This is a genomic window from Pseudomonas sp. Irchel s3a12 (assembly GCF_900187485.1).
Lineage (GTDB): Bacteria > Pseudomonadota > Gammaproteobacteria > Pseudomonadales > Pseudomonadaceae > Aquipseudomonas > Aquipseudomonas neuropathica.
Map to the genome: position 1 here is coordinate 70,763 of NZ_FYDN01000005.1, position 17,757 is coordinate 88,519.

14 protein-coding genes are annotated in these 17,757 nt (G+C 59.4%); 4 read left to right on the plus strand and 10 right to left on the minus strand.

The annotated features are described in order from the left end of the window. Window positions 1–118 precede the first annotated feature (118 nt). The 8 genes from CKW14_RS10170 to CKW14_RS10205 all read right to left on the minus strand — a co-directional run bounded on the left by CKW14_RS10170 (window position 119) and on the right by CKW14_RS10205 (window position 8,946). A complete protein-coding gene (locus tag CKW14_RS10170; RefSeq protein ID WP_095047082.1) occupies window positions 119–1,477 on the minus strand; it encodes an LLM class flavin-dependent oxidoreductase in 1,359 nt (452 codons plus the stop codon). Continuing rightward, window positions 1,477–2,670 carry an SfnB family sulfur acquisition oxidoreductase gene (locus CKW14_RS10175; protein ID WP_095125262.1) on the minus strand — a complete coding sequence of 398 codons (1,194 nt, stop codon included), beginning with the start codon at window positions 2,668–2,670 and terminating at the stop codon, window positions 1,477–1,479. The genes CKW14_RS10170 and CKW14_RS10175 overlap by 1 nt, the downstream gene beginning before the upstream one ends. 23 nt (window positions 2,671–2,693) lie before the next feature. Next, a complete protein-coding gene (locus tag CKW14_RS10180; RefSeq protein ID WP_095125263.1) occupies window positions 2,694–3,935 on the minus strand; it encodes an SfnB family sulfur acquisition oxidoreductase in 1,242 nt (413 codons plus the stop codon). A 290-nt stretch (window positions 3,936–4,225) separates the two neighbouring features. Then, a complete protein-coding gene (locus CKW14_RS10185) occupies window positions 4,226–4,990 on the minus strand; it encodes a hypothetical protein (protein WP_095125264.1) in 765 nt (254 codons plus the stop codon). A gap of 470 nt (window positions 4,991–5,460) precedes the next feature. After that, window positions 5,461–6,210 carry an L-cystine ABC transporter ATP-binding protein TcyN gene (gene tcyN / locus CKW14_RS10190; RefSeq protein ID WP_095125265.1) on the minus strand — a complete coding sequence of 250 codons (750 nt, stop codon included), beginning with the start codon at window positions 6,208–6,210 and terminating at the stop codon, window positions 5,461–5,463. Window positions 6,211–6,214: 4 nt separating this feature from the next. Further along, window positions 6,215–6,880 carry a cystine ABC transporter permease gene (gene tcyL / locus CKW14_RS10195; protein WP_095125266.1) on the minus strand — a complete coding sequence of 222 codons (666 nt, stop codon included), beginning with the start codon at window positions 6,878–6,880 and terminating at the stop codon, window positions 6,215–6,217. Then, on the minus strand, window positions 6,880–7,680 hold the full coding sequence (tcyJ, locus tag CKW14_RS10200) for a cystine ABC transporter substrate-binding protein (protein ID WP_095125267.1): 801 nt from the start codon (window positions 7,678–7,680) through the stop codon (window positions 6,880–6,882). Before tcyJ ends, tcyL begins: the two co-directional genes overlap by 1 nt. A 273-nt stretch (window positions 7,681–7,953) precedes the next feature. Next, window positions 7,954–8,946, minus strand: coding sequence for a D-cysteine desulfhydrase (locus CKW14_RS10205; protein ID WP_095125268.1), 993 nt, complete (start codon window positions 8,944–8,946; stop codon window positions 7,954–7,956). 190 nt (window positions 8,947–9,136) lie between these two features. Here CKW14_RS10205 and epsC point away from each other — a divergent pair, with 190 nt between their 5' ends. Both epsC and betT read left to right on the plus strand, forming a co-directional pair. After that, window positions 9,137–10,063: a serine O-acetyltransferase EpsC gene (gene epsC, locus CKW14_RS10210; RefSeq protein WP_016983653.1), complete on the plus strand. Its 927-nt coding sequence runs from the start codon at window positions 9,137–9,139 to the stop codon at window positions 10,061–10,063. A gap of 400 nt (window positions 10,064–10,463) precedes the next feature. Beyond that, window positions 10,464–12,425 carry a choline transporter BetT gene (betT, locus tag CKW14_RS10215; protein ID WP_163030199.1) on the plus strand — a complete coding sequence of 654 codons (1,962 nt, stop codon included), beginning with the start codon at window positions 10,464–10,466 and terminating at the stop codon, window positions 12,423–12,425. A 24-nt stretch (window positions 12,426–12,449) separates the two neighbouring features. Here the strand turns inward: betT and CKW14_RS10220 are convergent, their stop codons facing one another. Both CKW14_RS10220 and CKW14_RS10225 read right to left on the minus strand, forming a co-directional pair. After that, entirely contained in the window at window positions 12,450–12,710 is a 261-nt protein-coding gene (locus CKW14_RS10220) for a hypothetical protein (protein WP_095125269.1), read from the minus strand. 189 nt (window positions 12,711–12,899) lie between these two features. Next, window positions 12,900–13,937, minus strand: coding sequence for a LacI family DNA-binding transcriptional regulator (locus tag CKW14_RS10225; RefSeq protein WP_095047092.1), 1,038 nt, complete (start codon window positions 13,935–13,937; stop codon window positions 12,900–12,902). A gap of 205 nt (window positions 13,938–14,142) precedes the next feature. Between CKW14_RS10225 and CKW14_RS10230 the strand changes: the two genes are divergently transcribed. After that, complete coding sequence (locus tag CKW14_RS10230; protein WP_095125270.1) at window positions 14,143–16,368, plus strand: TonB-dependent receptor; 2,226 nt, start codon at window positions 14,143–14,145, stop codon at window positions 16,366–16,368. A gap of 1 nt (window position 16,369) precedes the next feature. Next, window positions 16,370–17,689: an LLM class flavin-dependent oxidoreductase gene (locus CKW14_RS10235; RefSeq protein ID WP_095125271.1), complete on the plus strand. Its 1,320-nt coding sequence runs from the start codon at window positions 16,370–16,372 to the stop codon at window positions 17,687–17,689. Window positions 17,690–17,757 lie beyond the last annotated feature (68 nt).

The following is a 17,757-nucleotide window of genomic DNA, read 5'->3' on the forward strand; positions in this document are numbered from 1 at the left end:
TTCCAGTCAGTGCATTAATTTTGTGGTGTTGGGTCGGGCCTCATCGCTGGCAAGCCAGCTCCCACAGGTTTTGTGAACGCCACAGACCCTTGTGGGAGCTGGCTTGCCAGCGATGCTTTTAGCGGCGGAACGCTGCGCCGGTGTGTTGCTCGGGCAACTGCGCTTCGCTGTGAAACAGCTTCTCGCGCAAGCTGCCGCTGTCATACGCGGTCTTGTACGACCCACGCCGCTGCAGCTCCGGAACCACCAGCTCGATAAAATCGACATAGCTTTCCGGCGTAACAATCCGGGTCAGGTTGAAACCATCCAGGCCGGTCTCGGCGATCCACGATTCCAGCTCATCTGCCACTTGATCAACCGAACCGACCACGGTGATGTAGCGGCCACCGAGGGCATGCTGGTCGAGCAATTTGCGCCGGGTCCAGTCGTTGTTCTGCAGGTTTTTGGTCGCCGACTGAATGGCGTTGCTCTTCACGTATTGGATCGGTTCGTCGATCTCGTATTGGGAAAAGTCGATGCCGGTGGAGGCGGAAAAATGCGCCACGCCGGCTTCGGCGCTGGCGTAGCTCAGATACTCGGCGTGCTTGGCCCACGCGGCTTCTTCGGTCGCGCCGACGATCACGTTGAGGCCCATGAACACCTTGATGTCCTCAGGATTGCGCCCGGCCTCGACGGCGCTGGCGCGCACCTTGTCGACCTGAACCTTGGTCGACGGTTTGTTCTGGCCGCTGATGAACACGCACTCGGCGTGACGCCCGGCGAACAGCAAACCGCGCTCAGAACTGCCGGCCTGAAACAGCACCGGTGTGCGCTGTGGCGACGGCTCACAGAGGTGATAGCCCTCGACCTGATAGAACTCGCCCTTGTGCTCGACCTTGTGCACTTTTTCCGGGTTGGCGTAGATCCGCTGCTCACGGTTATTCAGTACCGCGCCGTTTTCCCAACTGCCTTCCCAGAGTTTGTAGAGCACCTCCAGGTACTCGTCGGCCTGGTCATAACGACGGTCATGCTCGACCTGCTCGCTCAGTCCCATGGCTTTCGCGGCGCTGTCGAGATAGCCGGTGACAATGTTCCAGCCCACTCGACCACGGCTCAAATGATCGAGCGTCGACATGCGCCGGGCGAACAGATACGGCGGTTCGTAGGTGAGGTTGGCGGTCAAGCCGAAACCGAGGTTTTTGGTCACGGCAGCCATCGCTGAAACCAGCAATAACGGATCGTTGACCGGTAATTGGATCGACTCTTTCAACGTCACGTCCACCGAGTTCTGATAGACGTCATACACGCCGACGATGTCAGCGATGAACAAGCCGTCGAACAGTCCGCGCTCCAGCAGTTGCGCCAGTTCGGTCCAGTATTCAATGGTGTTGTAGCGCGTTGAGGTATCGCGCGGATGCGTCCACAGGCCATGGTTGATGTGGCCGATGCAGTTCATGTTGAACGCATTGAGCAGGATCTTCTTTTTCGCCGCGCTCATCAGATCGTCCCTCGCAACGGAGGGTTTTCATCGTTGAGGTAGTAGTTGCCCACCGCGTGATATTTCCAGCGCACCGGGTCGTGCAAGGTGTGCACGCGGGCGTTGCGCCAGTGGCGGTCGAGGCCGTGTTCGATCAGTGTCGCCTGGCTGCCGGCCAGTTCGAACAGCGTGCTGCCGGCGGCCAAAGAGATTTCAGTGCTGATCGCCCGTGCTTCGGCGACGGCAATCGAAGCGGCAGCGACGGTTTCTGCGCTGGTCCCGGCTTGCGCTGCGTCGAGGAATTCGCCGGCGCGTTCAAGCAACGCCTCCGTGGCGTGCAGGCGAATGCTCAAGTGGCCGAAGCTCTTCAACGTCAGCGGGTCTTCGGTGGCTTTGTCGTTGCCGGAATCGATCCACGGCCGCGTCTTGCTGCGCACAAAGTGCAGGGCGTCTTCGTAAGCGGCGCGGGCAATACCGGTGTCGATGGCGGCGTGAAGGATCTGCGCCAGCGGGCCGACGGTGGTTGGACGTTCAAAGGCGCTTTGAAACGGCAGCACGTCTTCAGCCGCGACGTACACATCTTCGAACACCACCGAACCGCTGCCGGTGGTGCGCTGGCCGAAGCCGCTCCAGTCGTCGATCACGGTCAGGCCTTTGCTGTCACGCGGAACGAAGGCCAGTTGCTGCACACCGTTTTCATCGACAACGGAAGTTGGAATGCGCTGGGCATAAATCGCGCCGGTCGCATAGAACTTGCGGCCGTTGATGCGATAGCCGTCACCATCACGCTTGAGGCTGGTGACGCGGTCGTGAGCGGTTTTCGTACCTAGTTCCGCCAAGGCGTTGCCGAAGCGTTGCCCGGCCAGCACTTCGGCATAAAGCCGTTGTTTCTGCTGGTGACTGCCGTTAACCCGCAGCACTTCCAGCGCGTAAAAATGATTTTGCGGAATCTGCCCGAGCGAGCCGTCGGCTTGAGCGATCAGCGCGATGACTTTGGCCAAAGTCACGTTGGACACGCCAGCGCCGCCGTATTCCTTCGGTACGCTGATGCCCCACAGACCCGAGCGGGAAAACACGTCGAGTTCCGGCAGAGGCAGGCGGCGTTCACGGTCGCGCAGGGCGCTGTCGCGTTTGAAATCTTCGGCCAGGTCGCTGGCGACGATCAGGGCTTGCTCATCGCTGGTGATGACCGCGACGTGATGGGAAAGCGTCATGTTTTTCTCCAGATGTCTGGTCGTCAGATCCAGGAATGGCGAGCAGGCAAAGTGCCGTTGAGGCGATAGGCGCCGACCGCGTGATATTTCCAGCGCACCGGGTCGTGCAACGTGTGCACGCGGGCGTTGCGCCAGTGACGGTCGAGGTTGAATTCGGCGAGGGTGGCGCGGCTGCCGGCCAGTTCGAAAAGCTTTTCACTGGCCAACAGCGAGATCTCGGTAGTCAGCACTTTCGCCTCCGCCACGGCGATAGAAGCGCGTGCGGCGGACTCGGCGGTGATCGGCGCTGCGTGCACTTGATCGAGCACTTTGCCGGCCTTGCGCAGCAGCGCTTCGGCGGCGTGCAGTTCGATTTTGAGTTTGCCGATATCGGCGATGACATAAAGATCATCGCTGGCGCGATCAACCTTGGCGTCGATCCACGGCCGTGCGCGGGTTTTGATGAACTCAATGGCGTCATCAATGGCGCCACGGGCGATGCCGGCGTCGATCGCGGCTTGAATCAGCTGCGACACCGCGCCTTGGGTGTTCGGGGTTTCGTTGATCTTCCAGTTGTCGACCACCAGGCTCGATTCGACACGCACGTTGTTCAGCAGAATCGTACCGCTGGCGGTGGTGCGCTGACCGAAGCCCGACCAGTCATCAACGATGCGCAGCCCCGGCGTGCCGCGACGGACGAAGGCCAGTACTTGCTTGCCGTCATCGTTGACCGCTTTCACCGCAACCCAATGCGCAAACAGTGCGCCAGTGGAGTAGAACTTCTGGCCGTTGATCACGTAATCATCGCCATCGGCGGTGATCCGCGCTTTCAGTTCCAGGGTGTTTTTGGTGCCGCGCTCAGGACCGGCGTTGCCGATGCGCCAGCCTTCCAGAACGCTCTGGAATAGCTGTTGTTTCTGCGCTTCGGTGGCGCTGCCGAGTACCAGATTGATGATGCCGAACTGGTTCTGCGGGATCTGCCCCAACGCCGGGTCGGCGGCGGAGATGATCGCGAACACTTCGGCCAGAGTGACGAATGAAACCTGCGGGCCACCGTATTCGCGCGGGATGGCGATGCTGCCTAATCCGCTGCGGGTGAACTGTTCGATTTCCGACCACGGCAGCTTGCGCTGACGGTCGCGTTTCGCGGCCTGCACGCGGGCGACTTGTGCCAGCTCTTGGGCGGCGTTGATGGCTTGGGCGTCGTTGCGCAAGACCTGCGCAGGCAACAACAACGGGGCGATGTCCAGATCAGACTGGACGTTTGCATTTGCCAGACTGGACATCAGTGCCGCTCCTTGGCTGCACGCAATGCCCTGGCGATCTGCACTGGGGTGATTGTGTTCCGGACCATGCTACCTACCTCACATCTCATGAAAAACGCCGCAAAAGTGCGGCGAACGAATGAATGTCCGGTGGTCCGGTTTATATACCCTAAACGTGTATAAATATTAAATAAACTAACTTTTAGGAATATGCATAGAAGAGGTGATGGTCGGGTTGGTTAAGAATTTTTTTGCGGCTGGAATGATCCGGTGGCGAGGGCGCTTGCTCTCTCGCCACAGGGGCATTGTGTTCAGGGCTTGCGGGATTCGGCGGCTTTGAGTTCGGGCCTGAGCGGGACTTTCAGATAAGGATTTGCGCAGCCGATTTTCAATGTGCGGGGCGGTGCCCAGCGGGAGTTGTTGCCGACCCGATCGAGAATGCAATACGTCACGTCCAGGCGCAGATCCTCGCCTGCTTCGACGATCACCGACGGCGGTACCCAGACCTGAATCGGCAAGCCGATATCTGCGGCGGTGACCGGTGCCAGATCCATGCGCACGTCACCCCAGCGCAAGGTGATGGCGTCATCCTCGGCCATGTTCAGGTACGGCTCGATGGTCAGCGGCACACCGCGTTTAATCTGGTTCGGATTGACGCCCTGACGGCGTATGGCGTCGGGGATGGCAACCGGGGCCAGTTGCTGATTTTCGTCTGCGCTCAGCGCCGTGGGTTGCCCGCCGGGGCAGTCCAGTTTGACCTGTACGCGCGTCGCCGCCGAAAACGCCGGCCCCTGACCGACCTGCATCACCCGGTAGTGGATGCGCGCGGTGCCGTTGGTGATGAAGCTTTCCGGCACCCTTAGGCTGACGGCTGTGCCGACGTCATCCGCCGTCAGCACTTTGGAAGCGACATAGCATTTGTTCCAGAACAGCTCGATGAGATCGCCGCTGTCCATATCAGGGTAGGGCGACACCTCGATCAAGAGGTGTGCGGCGGCAGCCAGATTGATGCCGGTTTTTTGCGCTGGCGCGAGGGTCGGCGCTGCCAGTTCGGGGGTGTGCGAAGTGCGGGTCATCGATTTCTCTCCTTGAAGCCTTGCAGCGAAGTCCGTTTCTGAAAGAACAAAAAGCGTGAATAAACTGGCAATAAAGCTTTGGGCTTTTATTCAAGTTGAAGACGGGGTGGTTAAACTAGTTGATGCCGGTTGCCGACTAGATAAGAGTCTGCGGGATGGGGTGTCAATAGACGATATTAGTTAATCCGTGAATTACGAATTAATCAGAAGTTTCCTACGCTGTCGCGGCCATATGCCTAAGTGATCAGGCGAAATGAGCCACGGGACACAGGGCTTTCTCGGCGTTTTATGCGCGGATTTATTTGAGCACTATCATTTCAGGTGGCAGGGGAGGAGGCGGGTGTTATCTGTTGCAGAACATATATATGTACTGTTTGGGATATGTTTTGTTTGAATGAGACTGAAGGGGGTAAATGTTTTATAAAGGAAACTTCCGTCCGTGGAAGTTATCGGTGATGCAATAAAAGTTCTCAGGCGTGATTCAGGAACTTGCTGAGAAACTGTTTAGTGCGTTCTTCTTTCGGATTGGCAAACAATGCCTTCGCTTCACCTTGTTCGACGATCACGCCTTTATCGAAAAACACCACACGGTTGGCCACGTCACGAGCAAAACCCATCTCGTGGGTGACGATCACCATAGTGCGTTTTTCTTCAGCCAGGCCACGAATCGTCGCCAGCACTTCGCCGACCAGCTCCGGGTCAAGCGCCGAAGTCGGCTCGTCGAAGAGGATCACTTCCGGTTCCATCGCCAGCGCCCGGGCGATCGCTATGCGCTGTTGCTGACCACCAGAGAGGCGACGTGGATAAGCGTCTTCTTTGCCGGCGAGTCCGACTTTGGCCATGAGCTTTTTGCCCAAGGCAATGGCGGCTTCGCGTGGCATCTTCTTGACCACAACCGGGCCTTCGATGACGTTTTCCAGTGCGGTGCGATGGGGGAACAGGTTGAAGTTCTGGAACACGAAGCCCACGTGCTGGCGCAGGTTGCGCACCAGACTTTGCTGCTGGTTCAGCGGGCGGCCGGTATCGATTTCGATATCGCCGACCTTGATCCGGCCGCTTGTGGGTTGTTCAAGGAAGTTCAGGCAGCGCAGGAACGTCGTTTTCCCCGAACCGCTGGGGCCGATGATTGCGACGACTTCGCCTTCCTTCACCTCGAGGTCAATGCCGTTGAGCACGACCTGACCCTTGAATTGCTTGGTCAGTTTTTCCACGACAATCATGGGGTCAGGACTCCTGGTCGTGCCGATTGACCCGCTCTTCCAGCTTGTTTTGCAGGTGCGCGAGCACCGAGGCCAGAATCCAGTAGAGCAGTGCGGCACTAAGGTACATGGTGAAAATTTCGAAGTTACGTGCGCTGATCAACTGCGCCTGACGTAACAACTCCGGCACCTGGATAGTGGCGGCCTGTGCAGTGTCCTTGACCAGTGAAATGAAGCTGTTGCCGAGCGCCGGTAATGCCGTACGCATCGCTTGCGGCAAGATGGCCCGCCGCAGGGTTTGCGCGCGGGTCATGCCAATGCTCGCGGCGGCTTCCCACTGACCGCGTTCGATCGAGCTGATCGAAGATCGCAGGATTTCACAAATGTAGGCCGCCATGTTCAGCGAAAGGCCGATCAGGGCAGCCGGGATCGGATCGAGTTCGATCCCCACCTGTGGCAAGCCGAAATAGATCACGAACAGTTGCACCAGCAACGGCGTGCCGCGAAAAAACGACACGTAGATGCGGGCAATCCAGTTCGCCACTTTGAAGCGCGACAGACGCATCAACGCCAGGCTGAAGCCGAGCAGGAAGCCGAAGAACATGCCACCGAGGCTGAGGATGACCGTGAAGTACATGCCCTTGAGCAAAAAGGGCATGGCCTCCCGTATGATTTGGAAAGTTGCTTCCATTATTTAGTGACGTCAGCGCTGAAGTATTTTTCCGAAAGGTTGGCCAGCGTGCCATCGGCGCGCAGCTTTTCGATAGCCTTGTTCACTGCAGCCAACAGTTCAGGCTCGCCTTTACGCAAGGTAACGCCAGCTTCCTGACGAGAGAACGGTTCGCCTGCGGCAGTGGTGTCCTTGGCTTTGCGGGCGTATTCCAGTGCGGCCAGACGGTCGATCAGGATGGCGTCGATACGGCCGACACGCAGGTCCTGGAATTTAGTCGGATCATCTTCATAAGTGCGCACGTCAGCGGTCGGCACGTTGGCTTTGACCCACTGCTCGTAGTTGGTGCCCAGGCCCACGCCGACTTTCTTGCCACCCAGATCGGCAGCGGATTTGATGTTCAGGTCGGCGGCTTTCTTGGTCAGCACCAGCGCCTGAATCCCGGAAACTGTGTACGGCTCGGAGAAGTCATACTTCTTCTTGCGCTCTTCGGAAATGGTCACCTGGTTGATCACTGCATCCAGACGCTTGGACTCAAGCGCCGCGAGGATGCCGTCCCACTTGGTGGTCTGCAGTTTGACCTTCACACCCAGCTCTTTGGCCAGCGCCTCAGAGAATTCAACTTCGAAACCGGACAGCTTGCCGTCGGCATCAACGAAGCTGAACGGTGGGTAAGTGCCTTCCAGGCCGACGTTGATAACGCCTTTGTCCTTGATCTGTTGCAACTGTTCACCGGCCACTGCCTGGCCGATCAGGCCGGCGCTCAGCGCAAGGCCCAGCGAACCCACCAGCAGATTGCGACGTAGTGCGGAAAAATTCATGACAAGCCCCTGTGTTTTCTTATGGAAGACGCTTAAGGAAAGTTGGCGAATTGGTGATTCGGACGACAGCGCTATCCTGCCTTAAAGCAGCTTATGCGTCTCTCGCGAAATTCGCCTGCGGCGAGACTATAAGATGTCTGCGTTAGACTTGAAAATACTTAATATTTGAAATGTTATTCGTTATTGGAATATGTAATGTCTGTGGAAAAAGATCGCAGCCCGCGGCAGCTCCTACATGAGATCACTTGTAGGAGCTGCCGTTTTGATCTTCTGTTACAGGAAATCCTTGTAGGCAAACAACGCTGGCGCGCCACCGGTGTGCAGGAAGATGATCGGGCCTTCATCAAAGCGCTGACGACCAATCCCGTCGAGTAAACCTGCCATGGCCTTGCCGGTGTACACCGGATCGAGCAACAACGCTTCCTGACTCGCCAGCAGCTTCAGCGCCGCCAGCGTCCCGGCATTCGGCTCGCCATAACGCGGGCCGAAATATTCGTCCCACAACTCGACCTTGAAGCTGGCCGGCAGTTCGACGCCGAGCAGCGCCGCCGTGCGTTCGGCAAGTCCCTGAACCTTCGGTCGCTGATCTTCTTCACTGCGCGAAACCGTCACGCCAATCACCGGCAATTGCGGCAACACTTCGCTCAACGCCAATGCCAGACCGCTGTGCGTCCCGGCACTGCCCGAGGCCAACACTACAGCGGCGAAATTCAGGCCGGTGTCGTTGATCTGCTCGGCCAGTTCCAGACCGGCGCGCACATAGCCCAACGCACCGAGCGCATTGGAGCCACCAATTGGCACCAGATACGGCTTCTTGCCGTTGCTGCGCAGGCGGGCGGCGAGGGCGGTCAGTTGTTCGTCGGCGTTGTCGAGGTTGTCGACCAGTTCGACTTTGGTGTCGAACAGATCCAGCAGCAGGCGGTTGCCGTTGCCGGTGTAATTGCTGTCGTCAGTGCCCAGCGGATTTTCCAGCAGCGCCACGCAACCCAGGCCCAATTTGGCGGCCAGTGCGGCGGTCTGGCGAACGTGGTTCGATTGCAGCGCGCCGGCGGTGATCAGCGTGTCGGCGCCTTGCGCGAGAGCGTCGGCAGCGAGGTATTCGAGTTTGCGCAATTTGTTGCCGCCCATGGCCAGCGGCGTCAGGTCATCGCGCTTGATGTACACCTCGCGGCCAAGCCAGGTGGACAGGCGTTCGAGTTTTTCCAGCGGCGTTGGGTGGTTGAGCAGGTCGAGACGGTTAAAGCGGTCCAGCTGTTGTTTGATCATGGGTCCGTACTGGCGGAGGAAGATGAAAGGACTATAGGCACGCGCTTTTGCAGGGGCAACCGTGAATCGCTTATAGCCAAATGAACTGAGGCCAGCACTATCGGTTCTTAATTCGCCCTCGTAAGCATGCCGTAAAGTAGGCGCCGTTGACGCGGCCAGACAGTCCGGCCGCCCGTGAGGAGTCTTTACCGTGAGCGAGCGTTCCAGCCATTGGCAATTGCAGACCATCGTCAGTCAACTGCGCAGCGCGCGGGATCAGTGGCGGGCACAGAACGGCCGGGCGTCCGGCGAGCAGGGCGGTCGCGAGTTGCCGTCCCGTGCAGCGATGGCGGAGATTCTTGAAGCATTGTGTGGCGCGTTGTTCCCGATGCGCCTGGGCCCGGTTGACCTGCGCGAAGAGAGTGAAGATTTCTACGTCGGCCACACCCTCGATGTCGCGCTGAATGCGTTGCTGGCGCAGACCCGCCTGGAGTTGCGTTACGTCGCCCGCCACAGCGCGCAGGCTGACACCGAAGTCGAAGCCCGCGCGATTCAGATCGTACAAGATTTCGCCCTCGCACTGCCGGGCCTGCGCACACTGCTCGACACCGATGTGCTGGCGGCCTATCACGGTGATCCGGCGGCACGCAGTGTCGACGAAGTGCTGCTGTGCTACCCGGGGATTCTCGCGGTGATTCACCATCGCCTCGCGCACCATTTGTATCGCGCCGGTTTGCCGTTGCTGGCGCGGATCAGCGCGGAAATCGCCCATTCGGCGACCGGTATCGATATCCATCCGGGTGCGCAGATCGGCCGTAGCTTCTTTATCGATCACGGCACGGGCGTGGTGATCGGCGAGACGGCGATCATTGGTGAGCGCGTGCGGATTTATCAGGCGGTGACGTTGGGCGCCAAGCGTTTCCCGGCAGATGAAGACGGGCAGTTGCAGAAGGGCCATCCGCGCCATCCAATTGTTGAAGACGATGTGGTGATTTATGCCGGGGCGACGATTCTCGGGCGGATCACCATTGGCAAGGGGTCGACCATTGGCGGCAATGTGTGGCTGACGCGGAGTGTGCCGGCGGGGTGCAATCTGACCCAGGCGAATCTGCAGCATGATGACGGGACGCAGAAGTAGGCTCTGAAATTGCGTTGCGGCATCTGGCCTCTTCGCGAGCAGGCTCGCTCCCACACTGGAATGCGTTTCAAATGTGGGAGCGAGCCTGCTCGCGAATGATTTTCAGACCAAATCAAGATAATGGCAATCAGCCAATTCTCCAGTGAACGAATACCCTCAAACCCACGTCATACCCATCCTTGAGCTAGCGTAGGAAAACTACCGCCTAGCCGTACGATTAGTCCTTGCCACCCTATCCATGTTTAACTTGAACGTTCATTCAAGTTAAACCGGTGGTTCGCTGCCCGCTCACAACAGGAGGCTTGCCTTTGCTGAGTCCGATCATTTCAGCCACGTTTCAACCCCTCGAGGTGCACGTTTCATGAGTGCATCGTCTACCCCCGCCAGCGGTCTGGTACGCATGAATCCGCCGGTGTTCTACTTCGCCGCGACGGTCATTCTGCTGTTTGGTCTCGTTGTCATCGCCATGCCGGAGCAGGCAGGCGCCTGGCTGCTGGAAGCGCAAAACTGGGCGGCCAATACGGTCGGCTGGTACTACATGCTCGCGATGACCCTGTATCTGGTCTTCGTGGTGGTCACCGCCTTATCCGGCTACGGCAAGATAAAACTCGGTGCCGACCACGACGAGCCCGAATTCAGTTACTTGTCCTGGGCCGGCATGCTGTTCGCCGCCGGGATCAGCATCACGCTGTTCTTCTTCTGCGTCTCTGAACCGCTGACCCATATGCTCCAGCCGCCGCAAGGCGAGGCGGGCACCGCGGATGCGGCACGTCAGGCGATGCAGATTCTGTTTCTGCACTGGGGCCTGCATGGCTGGGGCGTGTTTGCCTTCGTCGGCATGGCGCTGGCCTACTTCGCCTACCGCCACAACCTGCCGCTGGCGCTGCGCTCGGCGCTGTATCCGCTGATTGGCAAACGCATCAACGGCCCGATTGGTTACGCAGTGGACGGCTTCGGCATCATCGCCACGGTGTTCGGTCTGGGCGCCGACATGGGTTTTGGTGTGCTGCACCTCAACTCCGGTCTCGACTACCTGTTCGGCATCGCTCACACCCAGTGGATTCAAGTCGGTCTGATCACGCTGATGATGGGCGCGGCGATCATCGTTGCCGTCTCCGGCGTCGATAAAGGCGTGCGTGTGATGTCCGACATCAACATGCTGCTGGCCTGTGCGCTGCTGCTGTTCGTGTTGTTCGCCGGGCCTACCCAGCACCTGCTCAACACCTTGATCCAGAATCTTGGCGACTACCTCGGCGCCTTGCCGATGAAGAGTTTCGACCTCTACGCCTACGACAAACCGAGCGACTGGCTCGGCGGCTGGACAGTGTTTTACTGGGCCTGGTGGATTGCATGGTCGCCGTTCGTGGGCCTGTTCATCGCCCGGATTTCCCGTGGCCGGACCATCCGTGAATTCGTTTTCGGCGTGCTGCTGATTCCGCTCGGTTTTACCCTCGCGTGGATGTCGATTTTCGGCAACAGCGCGCTGGATCAAGTGCTCAACCACGGCATGAGCGCGCTGGGCATGTCGGCCATCGACAATCCGTCGATGAGCATTTACCTGCTGCTGGAAACCTACCCGTGGAGCAAAACCGTCATCGCCGTGACGGTGTTTATCAGCTTCGTGTTCTTCGTGACGTCTGCCGACTCCGGCACCGTGGTGCTCTCGACCCTGTCGGCCAAGGGTGGCAACCCAGACGAAGACGGGCCGAAATGGCTGCGAGTGTTCTGGGGCGCGATGACGGCGCTGATCACCAGTGCGTTGCTGTTCTCCGGCAGTATCGATGCGCTGAAATCAGCGGTAGTGCTGACCTCGTTGCCGTTCTCGTTGATCCTGCTGTTGATGATGTGGGGCTTGCACAAGGCGTTCTATCTGGAGTCGCAGAAGCAGATCGCGCAGTTGCACTCGCTGGCACCGGTCTCCGGTTCACGGCGCGGTACGGGCGGCTGGCGTCAGCGGCTGAGTCAGGCGGTGCACTTCCCGTCGCGTGACGAGGTGTACCGCTTCATGGACACCACGGTACGCCCGGCAATTGAAGAAGTGACGGCGGTGTTCGTTGAAAAAGGCCTCAACGTGGTCACCCAGCCGGATCCGGCGAATGACAGCGTCAGCCTCGAAATCGGCCATGGTGATGCGCATCCGTTCATCTATCAGGTGCAGATGCGCGGCTACTTCACGCCGTCGTTCGCGCGTGGCGGGATGGGCTCGAAGCAGCTCAACAATCGTCGCTATTACCGCGCCGAAGTGCATTTGAGCGAGGGCAGTCAGGACTACGATCTGGTCGGCTACACCAAAGAGCAGATCATCAACGACATCCTCGACCAGTACGAACGGCACATGCAGTTCCTGCACTTGGTCCGTTGATCGGCGCCTGAGCGTCGGGTCCGTTCAGGACTCGGCGCTTAGCACCATGAACAACACCATCGCCGCCATCGGTATGCCGAACACCGCACTGCCAATCGCAATTTCCGAACCTAGCGGCTGGCCCGCATGCACCACTCCCACGGCGCCATTAATCATCGTCAATGCCAGCCACAGGGCGGCGAAGCCGTAGGCCATGGTCTGGCGGCTGAAGCCGATGCGCTCGCCGATGTAGAGCATCAGAGCGAGCAGGACCAGGCCGAAGAAAATGATGATGGCAGTGTGCATGGCGGGTTCTGTCTGGTGAAGGTGCATTGCCTGAATAATCGCTTTCGCGAGCAGGCTCGCTCCCACAATGGATCTCGGCTGGACATAAATTTTACGTACACAGGAAATCCCTGTGGGAGCGAGCCTGCTCGCGATAGGGCCACCTCGGTGTTCTTTAGAGCATAGCCAATCCAGCCCCTACCATATTCATCAGGTGCTTTCGCGCTCAATGACCTGGCATTGCAGCAGGTTCAGCCGTTGCACCTCGTCGCTCGGCAACACGCCAAGACTTTCCAATACGCGTGTTGCGGCCAGTACGCCGATCTCCAGCGCCGGTGGTTTGATCGTGCTCAGGCTCGGCAAAAGCATCTCGGCGAACGGGTAATCGCCGAAGCCAAGAACGGCACAGTCTTCGGGGATTTTGAAACCGGCGCGTTGCCCGGCGAGCAGGCCGCCGGCGGCGAGGTTGTCGTTGGCGAAAATGATTGCGTCGGGGCGCGGTGAGGCATTCATCAGCGCATCCATCGCCTGTTTGCCGGCCTCGAATGGCGCACGATCAGCGTCAGGGGCGTAGACCCAAGGATCCAGGCCGGATTTACGCAAGGTCGCCGCGTAACCATCGCGGCGTTCCAGGGCGCTGAAGTCCCCCGGCGCACTGTTCTGCACGAAGGCGATACGTTGGTAGCCTTTTTCCAGCAGATATCTGGCGGCTGTCACGCCCACCTCGAAATGCGAAAAACCGATCTGCATCGGCTCACGCGCCGGCTGGTAATCCCACGTCTCGATCACCGGAACATCCGCCTCGGCGATCATCTTTTCCGTGCCCGCACTGTGAAAGTGACTGGTCAGCACCAGCGCCGCCGGCGACCAGCCGAGAAACGCACGCACGGCGTTTTCTTCTTGTTCAGTGCTGAAGTAACTCGACGCCAGCAACAGCTGATAGCCATAACGACTGAGCGTATCGCTGAAGCCTTGAATGGTATTGGCGAAGATCGGCCCGGAGATATTCGGGATCACCATGCCGACGATTTTCCCCCGCGCCGAGGCCAGCCCGCCGGCCACCAGATTCGGCACGTAACCCAACTCGGCCACCACCGCCGCAATCCGCTCGCGACGCTCGGGCGAAACCTGCTCAGGCTGGTTGAAATAGCGTGACACGGTGATCGCCGAAACCCCGGCCTCACGCGCCACGGCATTCAGCGTTACACGTCCGGCGCCACGGCGTTTGCGGGGTTTTTCTTCGCTCAAGGTTCGATCCTTCTTAAAAACCAAATCGCATATAAAAGTAATTTTTCAGTATTGGACGCTCTATGTGCGGCTTGCCAATACTGTCGATGGTAGCGCTAACAAAGCGCGCTGTCTGCTACTCGCTCGAGCGAATGCCCAAGACACCGATTCAGGCGCTGTCGTCGCAGAACGGCAGCGGTTAAGGGCCAATTTCGAGCGGGCAAACATGCACAACATTCCTGGGGCGACAAACAAACTGGCGCAATCGATCCGCGCCGCTGGTTGGTTATTTACGGGGTTGGCGGCGCTGCCGTTGCCCAACGCATTCGCTACCGAGAGCAGTGATCAGGAGCCGACACTCAAATCCGTGACCGTCACCGCCACGCGCCGCGAAGAATCGCTGCAAAAAGTGCCGGTCGCGGTCTCGGTGATCGACGGCGAACAACTTGAGCGCGACAACCGCAACGGCGTGGCGAGTATCGTGCAGCAAGTGCCGTCGCTGAATTTCCGCACCGGCGCATCGAATAAGGACACCTCGTTGTTCGTGCGCGGCGTCGGTACGATTTCCACCTCGCCGGGCGTCGAGCCGACCGTGGCGACGGTAATCGATGGTGTGGTCTACGCGCGTCCCGGCCAATCCACTCTCGACTTGCTGGATCTGGAGCGCGTCGAAGTGCTGCGCGGCCCGCAAGGTACGCTGTTCGGCAAGAACGCCTCGGCCGGTGTACTCAACATCACCAGCAAGGCGCCAACCGCCGAGACCCACGGTTACATCGATCAGTCGTATTACAGCGGCAACGAAAGCCGCACCCGATTCGGCATTGGCGGCAGCCTGATTCCGGACGCGTTGAAAGGCTCGATCAGCACGCTGTTCGGCACCTACGATGGCAACGTCGACAACCAGCACAGCGGCCAGGAGGTCAACGGTTACAACCATCGTGGCGTGCGCGGCAAACTCGAATTCACCCCGAATGACGACGTCACCTTCACCTTGATCGCCGACTACATGCAGTCCCACGACGACGGTCCAAACGGCGTGGTCAGCAAGTCGCTGACCCCGGCCTTCGCCAACGCGCTGAGTCCGGTCAATGCAAGCAGCCACAACCGCGACATCAACACCGACACCCGCTCACACGTTGAGGACACCAACAAAGGTCTGTCCGGCCAGCTCGACTGGCAACTGGGCGATTACACCCTGACGTCGATCACCGCGTGGCGCGGTTGGGACAATACGCAGTATCAGGATGGCGACCGGCTCGGCACAGTGACCGCAGCGTTTCCCGGGACCGCGGACAAGGGCGATCTGGCCTTCGATCAATACTCGCAGGAGCTGCGCCTGGCTTCGCCGAAGGGCGAATTTCTCGAATACGTCGGTGGCCTGTTCTACATGCACGGCAAGGACGACGAGACCTATCAACGCACGCTGACAACGACCACACGCACCGATCGCGGCGTCGCTGATTACAGCACCACCAGCGACAGTTACGCCGTGTTTGGCGAGAGCACGCTGAACTTCACCTCGGACTTTCGCGGCATCGCCGGCCTGCGCTACACCCACGATGATCTCGAATACGATCACCGCCGCGTTTCCACTTCGGCGACCACGGTCAGCGGCATTCAACCGGCCACCAGCAGTTCCGGTTCGGTGGACGAAGATGGCTGGTCCGGTCGCCTCGGCGTGCAGTACGACCTCAGCGATACCGTCACTACTTACCTGACCTACTCGCGCGGCTACAAAGGCCCGGCCTACAACGTGTTCTTCAACATGCAGCCGCGCGACACCGAGGCGCTCAAACCGGAAACCTCCAACACCTGGGAAGCGGGGATCAAAGCGACGAGCTGGAACAATCGCCTGACCACCAACCTCGCGATATTCCACAGCGAGTACGACAACTATCAGGCGAACTTCTTCGACACCGTCGCCGGGCAAGTGGTGACGCGCCTGATCAACGCTGGCAGTGTCAGCACCGAAGGTGTCGAACTCGATTACGCCTTGCAGGCGACCCAGCAATTGAAGCTGTCCGGCGCACTCGCCTACACCCGCGCGCGCATCGACGAATTCGCCTGCCCGGCAGGCGCAGCGGCGTCGTGCAACGTCAACGGCAAACCGCTGCCGTTCAGTCCGGACTGGAAAAGCTACGTGCGCGCCGACTACAGCATCCCGCTGGATAACGGTCTGGATATCGAACTCGGCACCGACTACAGCTGGCAGAGCGAAGTGCAGTACGACATCAGCCAGAACGTCGACACCAAGCAGGGCGCCTACGGTCTGTGGAACGCCAGTGTCGCGCTCGCCGACTACAGCAACGGCTGGCGCATCGCGTTGCTCGGCAAGAACCTCACCGACAAATCCTATTCGCCGTTGCTTGCCAGCGGCGGCAATTACATCTATCGCGCTGTGCCACGGGATGACGAGCGCTACTTCGGCGTGCAACTGCGCAAGGATTTCTGAGATGAGCAGACAGTTGAAACTCGGCGCATTCCTCATGGCCACCGGGCACCACGTGGCGGCGTGGCGTCATCCGGATGTGCCGGCGAATGCGGGTCTGGATTTCGCCCATTACAAACGTCTGGCGCAGATTGCCGAGGCGGCAAAATTCGATGCGTTGTTTGTCGCCGACAGCGTCGCCGCGCCAACTCAGGACATCGCCAGCCGCATTGCGCGTTCCGATCACTTTGAGCCGCTGACGTTGCTCTCTGCCCTGAGTGCGGTGACCGAGCGCATCGGCCTGATCGCCACGGCGACCACCAGTTACAACGAGCCGTATCATGTGGCGCGCAAATTCGCTTCGCTCGATCACCTTTCCGGTGGGCGTGCGGGGTGGAATCTGGTGACGTCGGACAATGCTGCCGAAGCGCTGAACTTCGGGCGAGACGAACATATCGGTCACGCCGAGCGCTACAGCCGCGCTCGTGAATTTCATCAGGTCGTGACCGGACTTTGGGACAGTTGGGAGGACGATGCCTTCATTCGCGATAAGGCCAGTGGCGAGTATTACAACCCTGCGAAATTGCATGTGCTGGATCACGCAGGTGAGCACTTCCGGGTCAAAGGCCCGCTGAACCTCGCGCGTTCGCCGCAAGGGCACCCGGTGATTGTTCAGGCCGGTTCTTCCGAGACTGGGCGTGAATTGGCGGCGCAGACCGCTGAGGTGGTGTTCACCGCGCAGACCTCTCTGGCCAACGCTCAGGCGTTCTACGCCGACCTCAAAGCACGTTTGCCCAAGTACGGTCGCAGCGCCGATTCGCTGAAAGTCATGCCCGGGTTTTTTGTCGTGGTCGGCGGCACCGAAGCCGAAGCACAGGAAAAATGTGAAACGTTTCAGCAATTAGTCGAACCCGAGGTTGGCGTTGCCTTGCTTGGGCGTATGCTGGGTAACTTCGATTTGTCGAAGTACCCGCTGGACGGGCCGTTGCCGGAGTTGCCGCTGACGGAAAGCGGTCAGCAGAGCCGGCAGAAATTGCTCACTGAGCTGGCGGGGCGCGAGAACCTGAGCCTTGCCGATCTGGGGCGCAAGATTGCGGGCGGGCGCGGGCATTACAGCCTGGTCGGTACGCCGGAGCAGATCGCTGATCGCTTGCAGGAATGGTTCGAACAGGGCGCGGCGGACGGTTTCAATGTGCTGGTGCCGCACTTGCCCGGCGGGCTCGAGGACTTCGCCAATGGCGTGGTCCCGGAACTGCAACGGCGCGGGCTGTTCAGAACCGAGTATGAAGGCCGGACGTTGCGCCAGAACCTGGGTCTGGCCCGACCCGGCAATCGATTTGTGTAACACCCTTCGCGAGCAAGCTCGCTCCCACAGGGAAATGCATTCCAATGTGGGAGCTAGCCTGCTAGCGA

Coding starts and splice junctions, on each gene's coding strand:
- CKW14_RS10180 (WP_095125263.1), bottom strand. CDS start 3,935: ATGTCCAGTCTGGCAAATGCAAACGTCCAGTCTGATCTGGACATCGCC.
- CKW14_RS10230 (WP_095125270.1), top strand. CDS start 14,143: ATGCACAACATTCCTGGGGCGACAAACAAACTGGCGCAATCGATCCGC.
- CKW14_RS10175 (WP_095125262.1), bottom strand. CDS start 2,670: ATGACGCTTTCCCATCACGTCGCGGTCATCACCAGCGATGAGCAAGCC.
- CKW14_RS10220 (WP_095125269.1), bottom strand. CDS start 12,710: ATGCACACTGCCATCATCATTTTCTTCGGCCTGGTCCTGCTCGCTCTG.
- tcyL (WP_095125266.1), bottom strand. CDS start 6,880: ATGGAAGCAACTTTCCAAATCATACGGGAGGCCATGCCCTTTTTGCTC.
- tcyN (WP_095125265.1), bottom strand. CDS start 6,210: ATGATTGTCGTGGAAAAACTGACCAAGCAATTCAAGGGTCAGGTCGTG.
- CKW14_RS10205 (WP_095125268.1), bottom strand. CDS start 8,946: ATGATCAAACAACAGCTGGACCGCTTTAACCGTCTCGACCTGCTCAAC.
- CKW14_RS10185 (WP_095125264.1), bottom strand. CDS start 4,990: ATGACCCGCACTTCGCACACCCCCGAACTGGCAGCGCCGACCCTCGCG.
- betT (WP_163030199.1), top strand. CDS start 10,464: ATGAATCCGCCGGTGTTCTACTTCGCCGCGACGGTCATTCTGCTGTTT.
- tcyJ (WP_095125267.1), bottom strand. CDS start 7,680: ATGAATTTTTCCGCACTACGTCGCAATCTGCTGGTGGGTTCGCTGGGC.
- CKW14_RS10170 (WP_095047082.1), bottom strand. CDS start 1,477: ATGAGCGCGGCGAAAAAGAAGATCCTGCTCAATGCGTTCAACATGAAC.
- CKW14_RS10235 (WP_095125271.1), top strand. CDS start 16,370: ATGAGCAGACAGTTGAAACTCGGCGCATTCCTCATGGCCACCGGGCAC.